Source organism: Luteibacter sp. 329MFSha, from assembly GCF_900111665.1.
GTDB lineage: Bacteria > Pseudomonadota > Gammaproteobacteria > Xanthomonadales > Rhodanobacteraceae > Luteibacter.
The window spans coordinates 1-16,854 of record NZ_FOJE01000006.1 but is presented as its reverse complement, the minus strand read 5'-3'; the positions used below and the strand labels follow the sequence as shown (position 1 = coordinate 16,854).

The window sequence follows — 16,854 nt, the reverse complement described above, 5'->3', positions numbered from 1 at the left end:
GAGGTGTACATCCTGTCGAAGGACGAGGGTGGCCGTCACACGCCGTTCTTCAGCAACTACCGTCCGCAGTTCTACTTCCGCACGACGGACGTGACCGGTTCGATCAAGCTGCCGGAAGGCACCGAGATGGTGATGCCGGGCGACAACGTGAAGATCACGGTCGAGCTCGGTTTCCCGATCGCGATGGACGAAGGTCTGCGCTTCGCGATCCGCGAAGGCGGTCGCACCGTCGGCGCCGGCGTGGTGTCGAAGATCATCAAGTAAGACAAGCGATGCCGGTCCTTCGGGGCCGGCACCCGGTCGCGAGGCGGGTCGGCCATCGGTCGCCCGCTCTCGCGGTTCCACTGTTTCACCTGTACGCCAGTAGCTCAATTGGCAGAGCAGCGGTCTCCAAAACCGCAGGTTGGGGGTTCGAGTCCCTCCTGGCGTGCCACTCCTGAGTGCGCATGAATACGAAGGCACAAGAAGCCAAGGGTCTGGGCCCGGCCGATATCGGCAAGCTGGCGCTTGCGCTGGTCGTGCTCGCCGCAGGCATCGTCGGTTTCTACTATTTCAGCGATAACCCCAGCGTGCCGTCGTTCGCGCGCGTGGTCGGCGTTATCGTGGCTGTCGCGGCCGCCATGGCGATCGGTGCCTTCACCGCGCCCGGCCGTCGTCTGCGTGGCTTCATCGCCGAATCGCAGTTCGAATTGCGCAAGGTCGTCTGGCCGTCGCGCGACGAAACCCTGAAGACGACCGGTGTCATCATCGTGGTCGTCATCATCCTTTCGCTGCTGATGGGGCTCATCGACTGGTTGTTGAAGACGGTCGTGCTCGATTGGCTGCTGAAGCTCGGACATTGAGGTAAGGCATGAGCAAGCGCTGGTACGTGGTTCACGCCTATTCCGGGTTCGAACAGCAGGTTCGCAAGGCCCTCGACGAGCGCGTCAAGCGCGAGGGCATGGAAGAGAAGTTCGGCGAAATCCTGGTTCCGACCGAGGAAGTCATCGAAATGCGCGGTGGCCAGAAGCGCCGCAGCGAGCGCAAGTTCTTCCCCGGTTACGTCCTGGTCCAGATCGAAACCGATACGAGCGGCAAGACCCCGCGTATCGACGACGAGTGCTGGCACCTGGTCAAGGAAACCCCGAAGGTCATGGGGTTCATCGGCGGCACCGCCGACCGTCCGCACCCGATCCGCGACAGCGAGGCCGATGCCATCCTGAGCCGCGTCCGCGAAGGTGTCGAGAAGCCGCGTCCGAAGGTTCTCTTCGAGCCAGGCGAGATGGTCCGCGTCACCGATGGTCCGTTCAACGACTTCAACGGCGTCGTCGAAGAAGTCAATTACGAGAAGAGCCGCCTGCGCGTCGCGGTGCTCATCTTCGGTCGTTCCACCCCGGTCGAGCTCGAATTCGGCCAGGTGGAGAAGGCGTAAGACACCCCGGTCGGCCCCGGCCGACCCCTCCCGGCACGGGGTTTGCATAGACCGTGTGAGGAGCCTATAATGCCCGGTTCACGCTGGAGCTTTGTGCTCCGGCGTGTCCGTGTTTAAGGGGTCCGCAGGCGCGGATCCACCACCCCCAGGGACGGTCTACAGCGAGGAGCCGCAAGGCGACAGCACTCGCGAGGAAACATACATGGCAAAGAAAGTCATTGGTTACATCAAGTTGCAGGTGAAGGCCGGTCAGGCCAACCCCTCGCCGCCGGTCGGTCCGGCGCTCGGTCAGCGCGGCCTGAACATCATGGAGTTCTGCAAGGCGTTCAATGCCGCCACGCAGAAGCTCGAGCCGGGTCTTCCGATCCCGGTCGTGATCACGGCCTACTCGGACCGTACCTTCACCTTCATCACGAAGACCCCGCCGGCCTCGATCCTCCTCAAGAAGATCACGGGCGTGGCCAAGGGCTCGCAGAAGCCGAACACCGACAAGGTGGGCAAGGTCACCCGCGCCCAGCTCGAGGAAATCGCGAAGCAGAAGGAGCCGGATCTCACGGCTGCCGATCTCGATGCCGCCGTGCGTACGATCGCCGGCAGCGCGCGTTCCATGGGTCTGGTGGTGGAGGGTTAAGACATGGCAAAGCTCACCAAGCGTATGAAGGCCGCCTCGGCCGCCGTCCAGCCCGGCAAGACCTATGGTCTCGACGAAGCGCTGAAGATCGTCAAGGACAACGCCAAGGCGAAGTTCGCCGAGTCGGTCGACGTGTCCGTCCGTCTGGGCATCGACGCGAAGAAGTCCGACCAGGGCGTCCGCGGTTCGTCGCTGCTGCCGCACGGCACCGGCAAGACCGTCCGCGTCGCCGTGTTCGTGCCGGCCGGCGAGAAGGCTGACGCCGCTCTCGCGGCGGGCGCCGACGCCGTCGGTATGGACGACCTCGCCGAGAAGATGGCCGCTGGCGATCTGAACTACGGCCGCGTCATCGCGACGCCGGACGCCATGCGCGTCGTCGGTAAGCTCGGTCAGGTGCTCGGTCCTCGTGGCCTGATGCCGAACCCGAAGGATGGCTCGGTCACCGCCGACGTCGTCACGGCCGTCAAGAACGCGAAGGCCGGCCAGGTCAAGTTCCGTAACGACAAGGGCGGCATCATCCACGCCACCATCGGCAAGGCGAGCTTCGAAGCCGCCCAGCTGGCGGACAACCTGAATGCGCTGATCTCCGATCTGCTGAAGGCCAAGCCGGCCGCCGCGAAGGGTCAGTACATCCAGAAGGTCTCGCTGTCGAGCACCATGGGCGTGGGCGTGCCGGTCGATACCTCGACCGTGAACACCTCGGCCAAGTAAGTGTTACGACCCTCGCCGGCAAGTCCGGCGAGGGCACGTTTTTGAGGGCAGCCCCGGTTGAAATGTCGGGGCAGCCGTCAAAGACCGTAGGCGCGAGCAGCGCGCGACGGCGACGAGCAGGGAGCTCGTGTTGGCATGGAAACGCCGTCGTCGGCAGCGGGTTCGCTTAATCGGATGCCTTCATCGATCCAGCCTGCGTAGATGGTGCAGCCCCTTCTGGAATTCGTTTCGAATCTGGAAAGGCCACCACCCGGGACGTTCCCGTCCCCGACGTCAGGACGATGTCGCCCAGGACCGCAAGCGGCAGGAGTCGTGAGCGGAGTTCAATTGGAGGAGTGCAATGGCTCTCAATCTGTCCCAGAAGCAAGAAGTAGTCGCCGAGCTGGCAGAAGTCGCCGCGAAGGCTCACTCCTTGGTCGCCGCCGAATACGCGGGCACCACGGTCTCCCAGATGACCGAGATGCGCAAGAAGGCTCGTGAAACGGGCGTGTTCCTGAAAGTCGTCAAGAACACCCTCGCCGCACGCGCCGTGGCCGGTACCGAATTCGAGATCGTCAAGGACGCTCTCGTCGGTCCGCTGCTCTATGCGTTCTCGACCGAGGAACCGGGCGCCGCTGGCCGCCTGATCAAGGAATTCGCGAAGACCAACGACAAGCTCAAGACGAAGGTCGTGTCCGTGGAAGGCAAGCTCCTTCCGGCCGCCCACGTCGACGTGCTTGCCTCGCTGCCGACCCGTCAGGAAGCGCTGGCCATGCTGGCTCGCGTCCTCAACGAGCCGGTCACGATGTTCGCGCGCGCTGTCAAGGCTGTTGGCGAGAAGCAGGGTGGTGGCGAAGTCGCCGCCGAAGCCCCCGCTGAAGCCTGATCGTCGACCTATTTCCATACGACCCTATTTCAGAAGGTAAGAAACAATGTCCACCCTGACCACCGAACAGATCGTCGAAGCCATCAAGGCCAAGTCCCTGATGGAAATCATGGAGCTGGTGAAGTCGATCGAAGACACCTTCGGCGTCTCGGCCGCCGCTCCGGTCGCCGTCGCTGGCCCGGCCGCTGCTGGCCCGGCTGCCGAAGCGCAGACCGAATTCGACGTCATCCTGAAGTCCGCTGGCGACAAGAAGGTCGACGTGATCAAGGCCGTCCGCGCCATCACGGGCCTGGGCCTGAAGGAAGCCAAGGACCTCACCGAGGCCGGCGGCGTCGTGAAGGAAGCGGCTTCGAAGGAAGATGCCGACAAGTTCAAGAAGGATCTCGAAGCTGCGGGCGCCACGGTCGAACTGAAGTAATCGGCGCCTTGCGCGCCGGTTGTTCGACATAGCGTCAAGTGAGCCCGGGGGCGTAAGTCCCCGGGCTTTGGCCGTTCCCGAAGGCCATGTTCCACGTTCCATGTCCGTTCCGTCGGAAATGGGACATCGCGATTCGAGAGCGCCTCGACGGGCTCCGCGGTTCGAATCCCGATCTCCGATTTTCGATTCACCATTTAGCCGGCGCGTGCATCGCCGGCGCCACTGAGAACCGAGGCGGTACCCACCATGACCTACTCGTTTACCGAGAAGAAGCGCATCCGTAAGGATTTCGGCAAGCGTCCGCCCGTGCTGGGCGTGCCCAACCTGCTGACGATCCAGACCGACTCGTACAAGGAATTCCTGCAGGAGCAGGTCAACTCCAAGCAGCGTGAAGACAAGGGCCTGCACGCCGCCCTGAAGTCGGTGTTCCCGATTTCCAGCTACTCCGGCAACGCTGCCCTCGAATACGTGGATTACCGGCTCGGCGAGCCGGCGTTCGACGAGCGCGAGTGCCGCAACCGCGGCATGACGTTCGGCGCGCCGCTGCGCACGACCGTCCGCCTGGTCATCTACGACAAGGACAGCCCGGCCTCGAAGAAGGCCGTGAAGTACGTCAAGGAGCAGGAGGTCTACATGGGCGAGATCCCGCTCATGACCGACACCGGCACCTTCATCATCAACGGCACCGAGCGCGTCATCGTCTCGCAGCTGCACCGTTCGCCGGGCGTGTTCTTCGATCACGACCGCGGCAAGACGCACAGCTCGGGCAAGCTGCTCTTCTCCGCGCGCGTCATTCCTTACCGTGGTTCGTGGCTCGACTTCGAGTTCGACCCGAAGGACGCCCTGTTCACGCGTATCGACCGTCGCCGCAAGCTGCCGGTGACCGTGCTGCTGCGCGCGCTCGGCTACACGAACGAAGAGATGCTCAGCATCTTCTTCGAGCACAACGTCTTCCACCTCGGCAAGAAGGGCACCGTCACGCTCGATCTCGTCGCCGAGCGCCTGCGTGGTGAAACCCTCTCGTTCGACCTCGTGGTCGACGGCAAGGTGCTGGTCGAAGCCGGCAAGCGCATCACCGCGCGCCACGTCCGCCAGCTGGCGAACGAGAAGATCACGACGCTCGAAGTGCCGGAAGACTATCCGGTCGGCCGCATCGTCGCGATCGACATGATCGACAAGGACACCGGCGAGATCATCGCCGCGGCCAACGACGAGCTGACCGCCGAGCACCTCGAGCGCCTGCGCAAGGGCGGTATCGAGACCGTGCCGACGCTGTACGTCAACGACCTCGATCGTGGCGCGTACATCTCGAACACGCTGCGCATCGACAACACGCGCACGCAGCTCGAGGCCCTGGTCGAAATCTACCGGATGATGCGTCCGGGCGAGCCGCCGACCAAGGACGCCGCGCAGAACCTGTTCTTCAACCTGTTCTTCACGTTCGACCGTTACGACCTCTCGGCCGTCGGCCGCATGAAGTTCAACCGTCGCGTCGGCCGCAAGGACGTCATCGGTCCGGGCGTGCTGTACGACTACAAGTACTTCGCGGAGCGCAAGGAAGAGGAGAGCCAGCGTCTGGTCGCCGAGCAGGGCGAGACGTCGGACATCCTCGACGTGCTGCGCGTCCTGATCGACATCCGCAACGGCACCGGCACGGTCGACGATATCGACCATCTCGGTAACCGCCGCGTGCGTTCGGTCGGCGAAATGGCGGAGAACACCTTCCGCATCGGTCTCGTCCGCGTCGAGCGCGCGGTTCGCGAGCGTCTGTCGCTGGCCGAGTCCGAGGGCCTGACCCCGCAGGAACTGATCAACGCCAAGCCGGTCGCGGCGGCGGTGAAGGAGTTCTTCGGTTCGTCGCAGCTCTCGCAGTTCATGGACCAGAACAACCCGCTGTCCGAAGTGACCCACAAGCGCCGCGTGTCGGCGCTCGGACCGGGCGGTCTGACGCGCGAGCGCGCCGGCTTCGAAGTCCGCGACGTCCACCCGACCCACTACGGCCGCGTCTGCACGATCGAAACGCCGGAAGGCCCGAACATCGGCCTGATCAACTCGCTCGCCGTCTACGCGCGCACCAACACCTACGGCTTCCTCGAGACGCCGTACCGCAAGGTCGAGAACGGCAAGGTGACCGACAAGGTCGATTACCTCTCCGCGATCGAGGAAGGCGACCACGTGATCGCCCAGGCGAACTCGCCCCTGTCGAAGGACGGCAAGTTCCTGGAAGACTTCGTGTCGTGCCGCTTCCGCGGCGAGTCGGAGCTGCGTCCGTCGTCCGAGATCAACTACATGGACGTCTCGCCGATGCAGACCGTGTCGGTCGCGGCGGCGCTCGTGCCGTTCCTCGAGCACGATGACGCGAACCGCGCGCTGATGGGCGCGAACATGCAGCGCCAGGCCGTCCCGACCCTGCGCAGCCAGAAGCCGCTCGTCGGCACGGGCATCGAGCGCGCCGTGGCGCGCGACTCGGGCGTCACCGTGTCCGCCAAGCGCGGCGGTGTCATCGACCAGGTCGATGCCGCCCGTATCGTCGTGCGCGTGAACGAAGCGGAAGTGGACGAGAACGACGCCGGCGTGGATATCTACACGCTGACGAAGTACACCCGCTCCAACCAGAACACCAACCTCAACCAGCGTCCGCTGGTGAACGTCGGTGACGTGGTGGCGGTGGGCGACACGCTGGCGGACGGTTCCTCGACCGACCTCGGCGAGCTCGCGCTCGGCCAGAACATGCTCGTCGCGTTCATGCCGTGGAACGGCTACAACTTCGAAGACTCGATCCTGATCTCCGAGCGCGTGGTCCAGGAAGATCGCTACACCTCGATCCACATCGAGGAGATGACCTGCATCGCCCGCGACACGAAGCTCGGCGCCGAGGAAATCACGGCCGACATCCCGAACGTCGGCGAGCAGGCGCTCGCCCGTCTCGACGAGTCCGGCATCGTGTACATCGGTGCGGAAGTGAAGGCCGGCGACATTCTCGTGGGCAAGGTCACGCCGAAGGGCGAGAGCCAGCTCACGCCGGAAGAGAAGCTGCTCCGCGCGATCTTCGGCGAGAAGGCCTCGGACGTGAAGGACAGCTCGCTGCGCGTGCCCCCGGGCATGGACGGCAACGTCATCGACGTGCAGGTCTTCACCCGCGACGGCATCGAGAAGGACAAGCGCGCCAAGCAGATCGAAGAGACCGAGCTGAAGCGTATCCGCAAGGATCTCGACGACCAGTTCCGCATCCTCGAAGGTGCGATCTACGCGCGCATGCGCGCCCAGCTCGTCGGCAAGTCCGCGATGAGCGGCCCGGGCGGCCTGAAGCGTGGCACGGTCATCGACGACGCGTACCTCGACACGCTGAAGAAGGACGACTGGTTCAAGATCAACGTCAAGGAAGAGGAAGTCTCGGAGTTCCTCGAGCGCGCGGCCGACCAGGTCAAGCGTCATCGCGAGGCCTTCGACAAGCGCTTCAAGGAGAAGCAGGGCAAGATCACCCAGGGCGACGACCTCGCTCCGGGCGTGCTCAAGATGGTCAAGGTCTACCTGGCCGTTAAGCGCCGCATCCAGCCGGGCGACAAGATGGCCGGCCGCCACGGCAACAAGGGTGTCGTGTCGATGATCGTGCCGGTCGAGGACATGCCGTTCTCCGCCGACGGTCGTCCGGTCGACATCTGCCTGAACCCGCTGGGCGTGCCTTCGCGTATGAACATCGGCCAGATCCTCGAGGTTCACCTCGGCTGGGCGGCGAAGGGTCTGGGTCACAAGATCTCGGCCATGATCGAGGCGAACGAGAAGCCCGCGAAGCTGCGCGAGTTCCTCGACGAGGTCTACAACCACGGCAACGCCGGTGCGGAAGGCGCGGTGCGCCACGTCGACCTCAAGTCGATGTCGGACGCCGAGATCGTCCAGCTGGCCGACAACCTGCGCGACGGCGTGCCGATGGCGACGCCGGTGTTCGACGGCGCCGAGGAAACCGAGATCAAGCACATGCTGAAGCTGGCGGGCCTGCCCGAGTCGGGCCAGACCACGCTGTACGACGGCCGCACCGGCGAGGCGTTCGATCGCCCGGTCACCGTCGGCTACATGCACATGCTGAAGCTGAACCACCTCGTCGACGACAAGATGCACGCGCGTTCGACCGGTCCGTACTCGCTCGTCACCCAGCAGCCGCTGGGCGGCAAGGCGCAGTTCGGCGGCCAGCGCTTCGGCGAAATGGAAGTCTGGGCGCTGGAAGCCTACGGCGCGGCGTACACCCTGCAGGAAATGCTGACCGTCAAGTCGGACGACGTGCAGGGTCGCAACCAGATGTACAAGAACATTGTGGACGGCAACCACGAAATGGCCGCAGGCATGCCGGAGTCCTTCAACGTGCTCGTGAAGGAAATCCGCTCGCTCGGTATCGACATCGAACTCGAAGAGATCAAGTGATCGTCGCGGCTACCGGAGATTACGCATGAAAGACCTGCTCAATCTGTTCAACCAGCAGCGACAGACGCTGGACTTCGACGCGATCAAGATCGCTCTGGCTTCGCCGGAGCTGATCCGGTCGTGGTCGTACGGCGAAGTGAAGAAGCCGGAAACCATCAACTACCGCACGTTCAAGCCCGAGCGTGACGGTCTGTTCTGCGCGGCCATTTTCGGTCCCATCAAGGACTACGAATGCCTGTGCGGCAAGTACAAGCGCATGAAGCATCGCGGCGTCGTCTGCGAGAAGTGCGGCACCGAGGTCACGCTGGCCAAGGTCCGTCGCGAGCGCATGGGCCACATCGAGCTCGCCAGCCCGACGGCGCACATCTGGTTCCTGAAGTCGCTGCCGTCGCGCATCGGCCTCATGCTGGACATGACGCTGCGTGACATCGAGCGCATCCTGTACTTCGAAGCCTTCGTCGTGATCGATCCGGGCCTGACCGCGCTTGAGCGCGGCCAGCTGCTCAGCGAAGACCAGTACCTGGAAGCGACCGAAGAGCACGGCGACGAGTTCGACGCCCGCATGGGTGCCGAGGCCGTCTACGAACTGCTCAAGAGCCTCGACCTCCCGGGCGAAGTCATTCGCCTGAAGGAAGAGATCGCGTCGACGAATTCCGAGACCAAGCTCAAGCGCCTCACCAAGCGCGTGAAGCTGATCGAGGCGTTCCTCGAGTCGGGCAACAAGCCGGAATGGATGGTGCTCACCGTCCTGCCGGTGCTGCCGCCCGACCTGCGTCCGCTCGTCCCGCTGGACGGCGGCCGTTTCGCGACGTCGGATCTCAACGACCTGTACCGCCGCGTCATCAACCGCAACAACCGCCTCAAGCGCCTGCTCGAGCTCGCCGCGCCCGACATCATCGTGCGCAACGAGAAGCGCATGCTGCAGGAGTCGGTCGACGCGCTGCTCGACAACGGCCGCCGCGGCCGTGCCATCACCGGCACGAACAAGCGCGCGCTGAAGTCGCTCGCGGACATGATCAAGGGCAAGCAGGGTCGCTTCCGTCAGAACCTGCTCGGCAAGCGCGTCGACTACTCGGGCCGTTCGGTCATCGTGGTCGGCCCGACGCTGCGCCTGCACCAGTGCGGCCTGCCGAAGAAGATGGCGCTCGAGCTGTTCAAGCCCTTCATCTTCGCGAAGCTGCAGGCTCGTGGCGAAGCCACGACCATCAAGGCCGCGAAGAAGCTCGTCGAGCGCGAGGAAGCCCAGGTGTGGGACATCCTCGAGGAAGTCATCCGCGAGCATCCGGTCATGCTCAACCGCGCGCCGACCCTGCACCGTCTGGGTATCCAGGCGTTCGAGCCGGTGCTGATCGAAGGCAAGGCGATCCAGCTGCATCCGCTCGTCTGCACGGCGTTCAACGCCGACTTCGACGGTGACCAGATGGCCGTCCACGTGCCGCTGTCGATCGAGGCGCAGCTGGAAGCCCGCGCCCTGATGATGTCGTCGAACAACATCCTGTCGCCGGCGAACGGCGAGCCGATCATCGTGCCGTCGCAGGACGTCGTGCTCGGCCTGTACTACATGACGCGCGAGCTGATCAACGCGAAGGGCGCCGGCATGGTGTTCGCGAACGTCGGCGAAGTGCGCCGTGCGTACGACAACCGCGCCGTCGAGCTGCACGCCAAGGTCAAGGTGCGCGTGCGCACCGTGGAAACCGTCGATGGCGAGCGCGTCGAGCGCCTGGCCCTCGTGGACACCACGGTGGGTCGTGCGCTGCTCGCCGAGATCATCCCGGAAGGCCTGCCGTTCGCGCTGGTCAACACCGAGCTGACCAAGAAGAACATCTCGCGCCTGATCAACCAGAGCTACCGTCTCCTCGGTCTGAAGGAATCGGTCGTGTTCGCGGACAAGCTGATGTACACCGGCTTCCGTTTCGCGACGCGCGCCGGCATCTCGATCGGCATCGACGACATGAAGATCCCGGGCGAGAAGAAGGGCATCCTCGAGGAAGCCGAGAAGGAAGTCGTCGAGATCCAGGAGCAGTACCAGTCGGGTCTCGTCACGGCCGGCGAGCGCTACAACAAGGTGGTCGACATCTGGTCGCGTACCAACGAACTCGTCGCCAAGGCGATGATCGACGGTATCGGCACGGAGAAGGTGCAGGACCAGGAAGGCAACACGGTCAACCAGAAGTCCATGAACTCGCTTTACATCATGGCGGACTCGGGCGCGCGTGGTAGCGCGGCCCAGATTCGTCAGCTGGCGGGTATGCGCGGCCTGATGGCCCGTCCGGACGGCTCGATCATCGAGACGCCCATCAAGGCGAACTTCCGCGAAGGCCTGAACGTCCTGCAGTACTTCAACTCGACCCACGGTGCCCGTAAGGGCCTCGCGGATACCGCGCTGAAGACCGCGAACTCCGGTTACCTGACCCGTCGTCTCGTCGACGTGGCGCAGGACGTCGTCATCACCGAGCACGATTGCGGCACGGAAGACGGCATCCTGATGTCCCCGATCGTGGAAGGCGGCGACGTGGTCGAGCCGCTGCGCGAGCGCGTGCTCGGCCGCGTGGTCGTCGAAGACGTCTACGCCCCGGGCGACGACGATCAGGCGATCGTCACGCGCGACACGCTGCTCGACGAGTCGCTGGTCGACAAGCTCGACAAGGCCGGCGTGCAGCTGATCAAGGTCCGTTCGCCGATCACCTGCCGTGCCAGCCACGGCGTTTGCGCCCTGTGCTACGGCCGCGACCTCGCTCGCGGTCACCTGGTCAACATGGGCGAGGCCGTGGGTGTGGTCGCCGCTCAGTCGATCGGCGAGCCGGGTACCCAGCTGACGATGCGTACGTTCCACATCGGTGGTGCGGCATCGCGAGCGGCGGCGGTCGACAACGTCACGGTCCGCACCACGGGCGCGCTGAAGTTCAACAACCTGAAGTCGGTCGAGCACAGCCAGGGTCACCTGGTCGCCGTCTCGCGTTCGGGCGAAGTGAGCGTCATCGATGCCAACGGTCGCGAGCGCGAGCGTTACAAGGTGCCTTACGGTGCGACGATCACGGTGAAGGACGGCGACCCGGTCAAGGCCGGCCAGACCGTCGCGAACTGGGATCCGCACACCCACCCGATCGTCACGGAAGTGGCCGGTGTGGTCCGCTTCATCGACTTCATCGATGGCGTGACCGTCCAGTCGCAGACGGACGAACTGACCGGCCTCGAGTCGGCGGTGGTCACGGATCCGAAGCGTCGCGGCACGCAGGCGAAGGACCTGCGCCCGATCGTCCGCCTGGAAGACAGCAAGGGCCGCGAGCTCAAGCTGCCGGGTACCGACATCGCGGCTCAGTACTTCCTGCCGGCTGGCGCGATCGTCTCGATCCAGAACGGCGCCGAAGTGGGCGTGGGTGACGTCGTCGCCCGTATCCCGCAGGAAACGTCGAAGACCCGCGACATCACCGGTGGTCTTCCGCGCGTCGCCGACCTGTTCGAAGCCCGCAAGCCGAAGGAGCCGGCGATCCTCGCGGAGCGTTCGGGCATCGTCAGCTTCGGCAAGGACACCAAGGGCAAGCAGCGCCTGATCATCAAGGACGTGGACGGCAACGAGCACGAGGAGCTGATTCCCAAGTGGCGTCAGGTCATCGTGTTCGAAGGCGAGCACGTGGAGAAGGGCGAGACGGTCGTCGACGGCGAGCCGAATCCGCACGACATCCTGCGCCTGCTGGGTGTCGAGCCGCTGGCGTCGTACCTGGTCAAGGAAATCCAGGACGTCTACCGCCTGCAGGGCGTGAAGATCAACGACAAGCACATCGAAGCGATCATTCGCCAGATGCTGCGCAAGGTCGAGATCACCGAGGCGGGGGACAGCACGTACCTGCGCGGCGAACAGGTCGAGCGCGTCCGGATCAACGAGGAGAACGATCGCGCCGAAGCCCGGGGCGAGCGTCGTGCCGAGTTCGAATCGGTCCTGCTGGGCATCACCAAGGCGTCGCTGGCCACCGAGTCGTTCATCTCGGCGGCTTCGTTCCAGGAGACCACCCGCGTCCTCACCGAGGCGGCGGTCCGTGGCACCCGCGACACGTTGCGTGGCCTGAAGGAAAATGTTATTGTTGGGCGGCTAATCCCTGCGGGTACGGGTCTGGCTTACCACGCTGCGCGTCGTAGCCAGGGCGGCCTGACGGCCTCGGAGCTCGAAACCCTCTCGGGTTCGGCACCGGTCGTCACGTTCGAAGAGGCACCCGCCGGGTCCAACGATAGCGCCGAGTAAGGCCCGTATACGGGTTTTGCTCGTACATACGAAATGAGGCGCATGGAGGCGCCTCGTGTTCGGATTCAGGGACGATGGGCGCCAGTCCGCTTCGCGGGCGGCGCACGTCAACAACAGTTTCTCTGGCGGACCGATCTTTCGGTCTGCCTTTATGTTTCTCAGGAATAGCTTCGCATGACGACAGTCAACCAGTTGGTGCGCAAATCCCGCAGCCCGAAGGCGTACAAGAGCGCCTCGCCGGCCCTGCAGAGCAGCCCGCAGCGCCGCGGGGTCTGCACGCGCGTTTATACGACCACCCCGAAGAAGCCGAACTCGGCGCTGCGTAAGGTTGCCAAGGTGCGCCTCACCAACGGTTTCGAAGTCATCAGCTACATCGGTGGCGAAGGTCACAATCTTCAGGAGCACTCGGTGGTCCTGATCCGTGGCGGTCGCGTCAAGGATCTCCCGGGTGTGCGTTACCACACGGTTCGCGGCAGTCTCGACTGCGCCGGCGTGACCAAGCGTCGCAAGTCGCGCTCGAAGTACGGCGCCAAGCGCCCGAAGAGCTGAGTAGAGGACAAGAATTATGTCGCGTAAAGGTTCCCATCCCGCCCGTGTGGTCCTCCCGGACCCGAAGCACGGAAGCCAGCTGATCGCCCGCTTCATCAACATGGTGATGAAGTCCGGCAAGAAGTCCGTCGCCGAAGCGATCGTCTACGGTGCGCTGCAGCACATCGGCGAGAAGAACGCCGAGCCGGTGCAGCTCGTCGAGAAGGCCCTGGGCAACATCGCCCCGGCCGTCGAGGTGAAGTCCCGCCGCGTCGGCGGTGCCACGTACCAGGTGCCGGTCGAAGTCCGTCCGGGCCGTCGTATGGCGCTTGCCATGCGCTGGGTGATTGACGCGGCGCGCAAGCGCGGCGAGACGTCCATGCCGCGCAAGCTGGCCGCCGAACTGCTCGAAGCCTCGGAATCCCGTGGCGGCGCTGTCAAGAAGCGCGAAGAAACGCACCGCATGGCGGAGGCCAACAAGGCCTTCTCGCATTACCGCTGGTAATTACAGCTTCAGATTGAGGAAAGACCGTGGCACGCACTACGCCCATCGAGCGCTACCGCAATTTCGGCATCATGGCTCACATCGATGCCGGTAAGACCACGACCACGGAGCGCATCCTGTTCTACACCGGCGTCAGTCACAAGATTGGCGAGGTGCATGACGGTGCCGCGACGATGGACTGGATGGAGCAGGAGCAGGAGCGCGGTATCACCATCACTTCCGCCGCCACCACGGCGTTCTGGAAGGGCATGGACCGTTCGCTGCCCGAGCACCGCTTCAACATCATCGACACCCCGGGACACGTCGACTTCACCATCGAAGTGGAGCGCTCGCTCCGCGTGCTCGACGGTGCGGTGTTCGTGCTCTGCGCCGTGGGTGGCGTGCAGCCGCAGTCGGAAACCGTGTGGCGTCAGGCCAACCGGTACAAGGTTCCGCGCCTCGCGTTCGTCAACAAGATGGACCGCACGGGTGCGAACTTCTACAAGGTCGTCGACCAGCTGAAGTCGCGTCTCGCCGCCAACCCGGTGCCGATGCAGGTGCCGATCGGCGCCGAAGACAACTTCGAAGGCGTCGTCGATCTCCTCAAGATGAAGGCCATCAAGTGGGACATGGAGTCCCAGGGCATGAAGTTCGAATACGTCGACATCCCGGCGGAACTCCAGGCCAAGGCCGAAGAAGATCGTACGGCCATGATCGAAGCCGCGGCGGAAGCCACGGAAGAGATGATGGACAAGTACCTGGGCGGCGAAGAGCTGACCGAGGCCGAGATCATCGAAGGCCTGCGCCTGCGCACGCTGAAGAGCGAGATTATTCCGGTCTTCTGCGGCACGGCGTTCAAGAACAAGGGCGTCCAGGCGATGCTCGACGCGGTGGTGAACCTGCTGCCGTCGCCGATCGATCGTCCGCCGGTCGAAGGCGTCAACGAAGACGAGCAGCCGGATACCCGTCCGGCCAAGGACGACGCTCCGTTCTCGGCGCTCGCGTTCAAGATCATGACCGATCCGTTCGTCGGCGCGCTGACGTTCTTCCGTGTCTATTCGGGCACGCTGAACGCCGGTGACCAGGTGTACAACCCGGTCAAGTCGAAGAAGGAGCGCATCGGCCGCATCCTGCAGATGCACGCCAACGAGCGTCACGAACTGAAGGAAGTCCGCGCCGGCGACATCGCCGCGGCGGTCGGCCTGAAGGACGTCACGACCGGTGACACGCTGTGCGCGCAGGACCACATCATCACCCTCGAGCGCATGTCGTTCCCGGAGCCGGTGATCTCGATGGCGGTCGAGCCGAAGACGAAGTCGGACCAGGAAAAGATGGGTATCGCCCTCGGCCGTCTGGCCGCGGAAGATCCGTCGTTCCGCGTCCGCACGGACGAAGAGTCGGGCCAGACGATCATCTCGGGCATGGGCGAGCTCCACCTGGACATCCTGGTGGACCGCATGCGTCGCGAGTTCAACGTCGAGGCCAACGTCGGCAAGCCGCAGGTGGCGTACCGCGAAACGATCCAGGCGTCGGACGTCAAGTCGGACTACAAGCACGCCAAGCAGTCGGGTGGTAAGGGTCAGTACGGTCACGTCGTGATCGAGCTCTCCCCGATCACCGACGCCGATCGTGCCGACGAGAAGCTCGCCGCGCAGATCAAGGACGACTTCCTGTTCATCAACGACATCACGGGCGGCGTGATTCCGAAGGAATTCATCCCGTCGGTCGAAAAGGGCCTCCGCGAGACGATCACCTCGGGTCCGCTCGCCGGCTTCCCGGTCGTGAACACGAAGGTCAAGCTCGTCTTCGGTTCGTACCACGACGTCGACTCGTCCGAAATGGCGTTCAAGCTCGCCGCGTCGATGGCGTTCAAGCAGGGCTTCGCGAAGGCGCAGCCGGTGCTGCTCGAGCCGATCATGAAGGTCGAGGTCGTGACGCCGGAAGACTACGTCGGTGACGTGATGGGCGATATCTCGCGTCGTCGCGGCATGCTGACCGGTCAGGAAGAGACGCCGTCGGGCAAGACCGTCAACGCGATGATTCCGCTCGGTGAGATGTTCGGCTACGCCACGTCGCTCCGTTCGCAGACGCAGGGTCGCGCCACGTTCACGATGGAATTCGACCACTACGAGCCGGCGCCGAAGAATATCGCCGACGAGGTCATGAAGAAGTCCTGATAAGGGCTTCTTCTTCAAAACACACAACGTTCTTTCAGAGGTTTCAGGTCATGGCAAAGGGTAAGTTCGAGCGTAAGAAGCCGCACGTCAACGTCGGCACCATCGGTCACGTCGATCACGGCAAGACCACGCTCACGGCAGCGCTCACGAAGATCGGCGCCGAGCGCTTCGGCGGCGAGTTCAAGGACTACGGTTCGATCGACGCGGCGCCGGAAGAGAAGGCGCGCGGCATCACGATCTCGACCGCGCACGTGGAATACGAATCGCCGACCCGTCACTACGGTCACGTCGATTGCCCGGGCCACGCCGACTACGTCAAGAACATGATCACGGGTGCGGCGCAGATGGACGGCGCGATCCTGGTCTGCTCGGCCGCTGACGGCCCGATGCCGCAGACGCGCGAGCACATCCTGCTGTCGCGTCAGGTCGGCGTGCCGTACATCGTCGTGTTCCTGAACAAGGCCGACATGGTGGACGACGCCGAGCTGCTCGAGCTGGTCGAGATGGAAGTGCGCGAGCTGCTGTCGAAGTACGAGTTCCCGGGCGACGACACCCCGATCATCGCGGGTTCGGCGCGTCTGGCGCTGGACGGCGACCAGTCGGACATCGGCGTGCCGGCGATCATCAAGCTGGTCGACGCGCTCGACAGCTGGATCCCGGAGCCGGAGCGCGACATCGACAAGCCGTTCCTGCTGCCGGTCGAAGACGTGTTCTCGATCTCGGGTCGCGGCACGGTGCTGACCGGTCGCGTCGAGCGCGGCATCGTCAAGGTGGGTGACGCGGCCGAAGTGGTTGGCCTGAAGGACACCCAGAGCACGACGGTGACGGGCGTGGAAATGTTCCGCAAGCTGCTGGATCAGGGTCAGGCCGGTGACAACGTCGGCGTGCTGGTCCGCGGTCTGAAGCGTGAAGACGTCGAGCGTGGCCAGGTGCTGGCCAAGCCGGGTTCGGTGACGCCGCACACGCAGTTCGAGGG

General features: G+C 64.2%; 12 protein-coding genes, 1 tRNA gene and 1 pseudogene. All 14 read left to right on the top strand.

Annotated elements, in window-relative coordinates; genetic code table 11:
* Positions 1-264: pseudogene (gene tuf / locus BMW54_RS18305) on the top strand (elongation factor Tu); the annotation flags it as partial.
* Between the two features lie 93 nt (positions 265-357).
* Positions 358-433: transfer RNA gene (locus BMW54_RS18300), tRNA-Trp, on the top strand.
* 13 nt (positions 434-446) lie between these two features.
* Complete coding sequence (gene secE / locus BMW54_RS18295; RefSeq protein WP_090059115.1) at positions 447-842, top strand: preprotein translocase subunit SecE; 396 nt, start codon at positions 447-449, stop codon at positions 840-842.
* An 8-nt stretch (positions 843-850) separates the two neighbouring features.
* Positions 851-1,411 carry a transcription termination/antitermination protein NusG gene (gene nusG / locus BMW54_RS18290; protein WP_090059113.1) on the top strand — a complete coding sequence of 187 codons (561 nt, stop codon included), beginning with the start codon at positions 851-853 and terminating at the stop codon, positions 1,409-1,411.
* Between the two features lie 202 nt (positions 1,412-1,613).
* Positions 1,614-2,042 (top strand): 50S ribosomal protein L11, encoded by a 429-nt coding sequence (gene rplK / locus BMW54_RS18285; protein WP_045829444.1) that lies wholly within the window; start codon positions 1,614-1,616, stop codon positions 2,040-2,042.
* A 3-nt stretch (positions 2,043-2,045) separates the two neighbouring features.
* Positions 2,046-2,753 carry a 50S ribosomal protein L1 gene (rplA, locus tag BMW54_RS18280; RefSeq protein ID WP_090059111.1) on the top strand — a complete coding sequence of 236 codons (708 nt, stop codon included), beginning with the start codon at positions 2,046-2,048 and terminating at the stop codon, positions 2,751-2,753.
* A 340-nt stretch (positions 2,754-3,093) separates the two neighbouring features.
* A complete protein-coding gene (rplJ, locus tag BMW54_RS18275; protein WP_090059109.1) occupies positions 3,094-3,618 on the top strand; it encodes a 50S ribosomal protein L10 in 525 nt (174 codons plus the stop codon).
* Between the two features lie 46 nt (positions 3,619-3,664).
* A complete protein-coding gene (gene rplL, locus BMW54_RS18270) occupies positions 3,665-4,036 on the top strand; it encodes a 50S ribosomal protein L7/L12 (protein WP_090059106.1) in 372 nt (123 codons plus the stop codon).
* 246 nt (positions 4,037-4,282) lie between these two features.
* Positions 4,283-8,452, top strand: a complete 4,170-nt coding sequence (rpoB, locus tag BMW54_RS18265) for a DNA-directed RNA polymerase subunit beta (RefSeq protein WP_090059104.1) — start codon at positions 4,283-4,285, stop codon at positions 8,450-8,452.
* 25 nt (positions 8,453-8,477) lie between these two features.
* Complete coding sequence (rpoC, locus tag BMW54_RS18260; protein ID WP_090059102.1) at positions 8,478-12,689, top strand: DNA-directed RNA polymerase subunit beta'; 4,212 nt, start codon at positions 8,478-8,480, stop codon at positions 12,687-12,689.
* Positions 12,690-12,863: 174 nt separating this feature from the next.
* Positions 12,864-13,238, top strand: coding sequence for a 30S ribosomal protein S12 (gene rpsL / locus BMW54_RS18255; protein ID WP_036115505.1), 375 nt, complete (start codon positions 12,864-12,866; stop codon positions 13,236-13,238).
* Positions 13,239-13,254: 16 nt separating this feature from the next.
* Positions 13,255-13,722 carry a 30S ribosomal protein S7 gene (gene rpsG / locus BMW54_RS18250; RefSeq protein WP_090059100.1) on the top strand — a complete coding sequence of 156 codons (468 nt, stop codon included), beginning with the start codon at positions 13,255-13,257 and terminating at the stop codon, positions 13,720-13,722.
* Positions 13,723-13,748: 26 nt separating this feature from the next.
* On the top strand, positions 13,749-15,878 hold the full coding sequence (gene fusA / locus BMW54_RS18245; protein WP_090059097.1) for an elongation factor G: 2,130 nt from the start codon (positions 13,749-13,751) through the stop codon (positions 15,876-15,878).
* A gap of 50 nt (positions 15,879-15,928) precedes the next feature.
* Positions 15,929-16,854, top strand: a 926-nt coding sequence (gene tuf / locus BMW54_RS18240) for an elongation factor Tu (RefSeq protein ID WP_090059095.1), incomplete at its 3' end; no start/stop codon positions are given.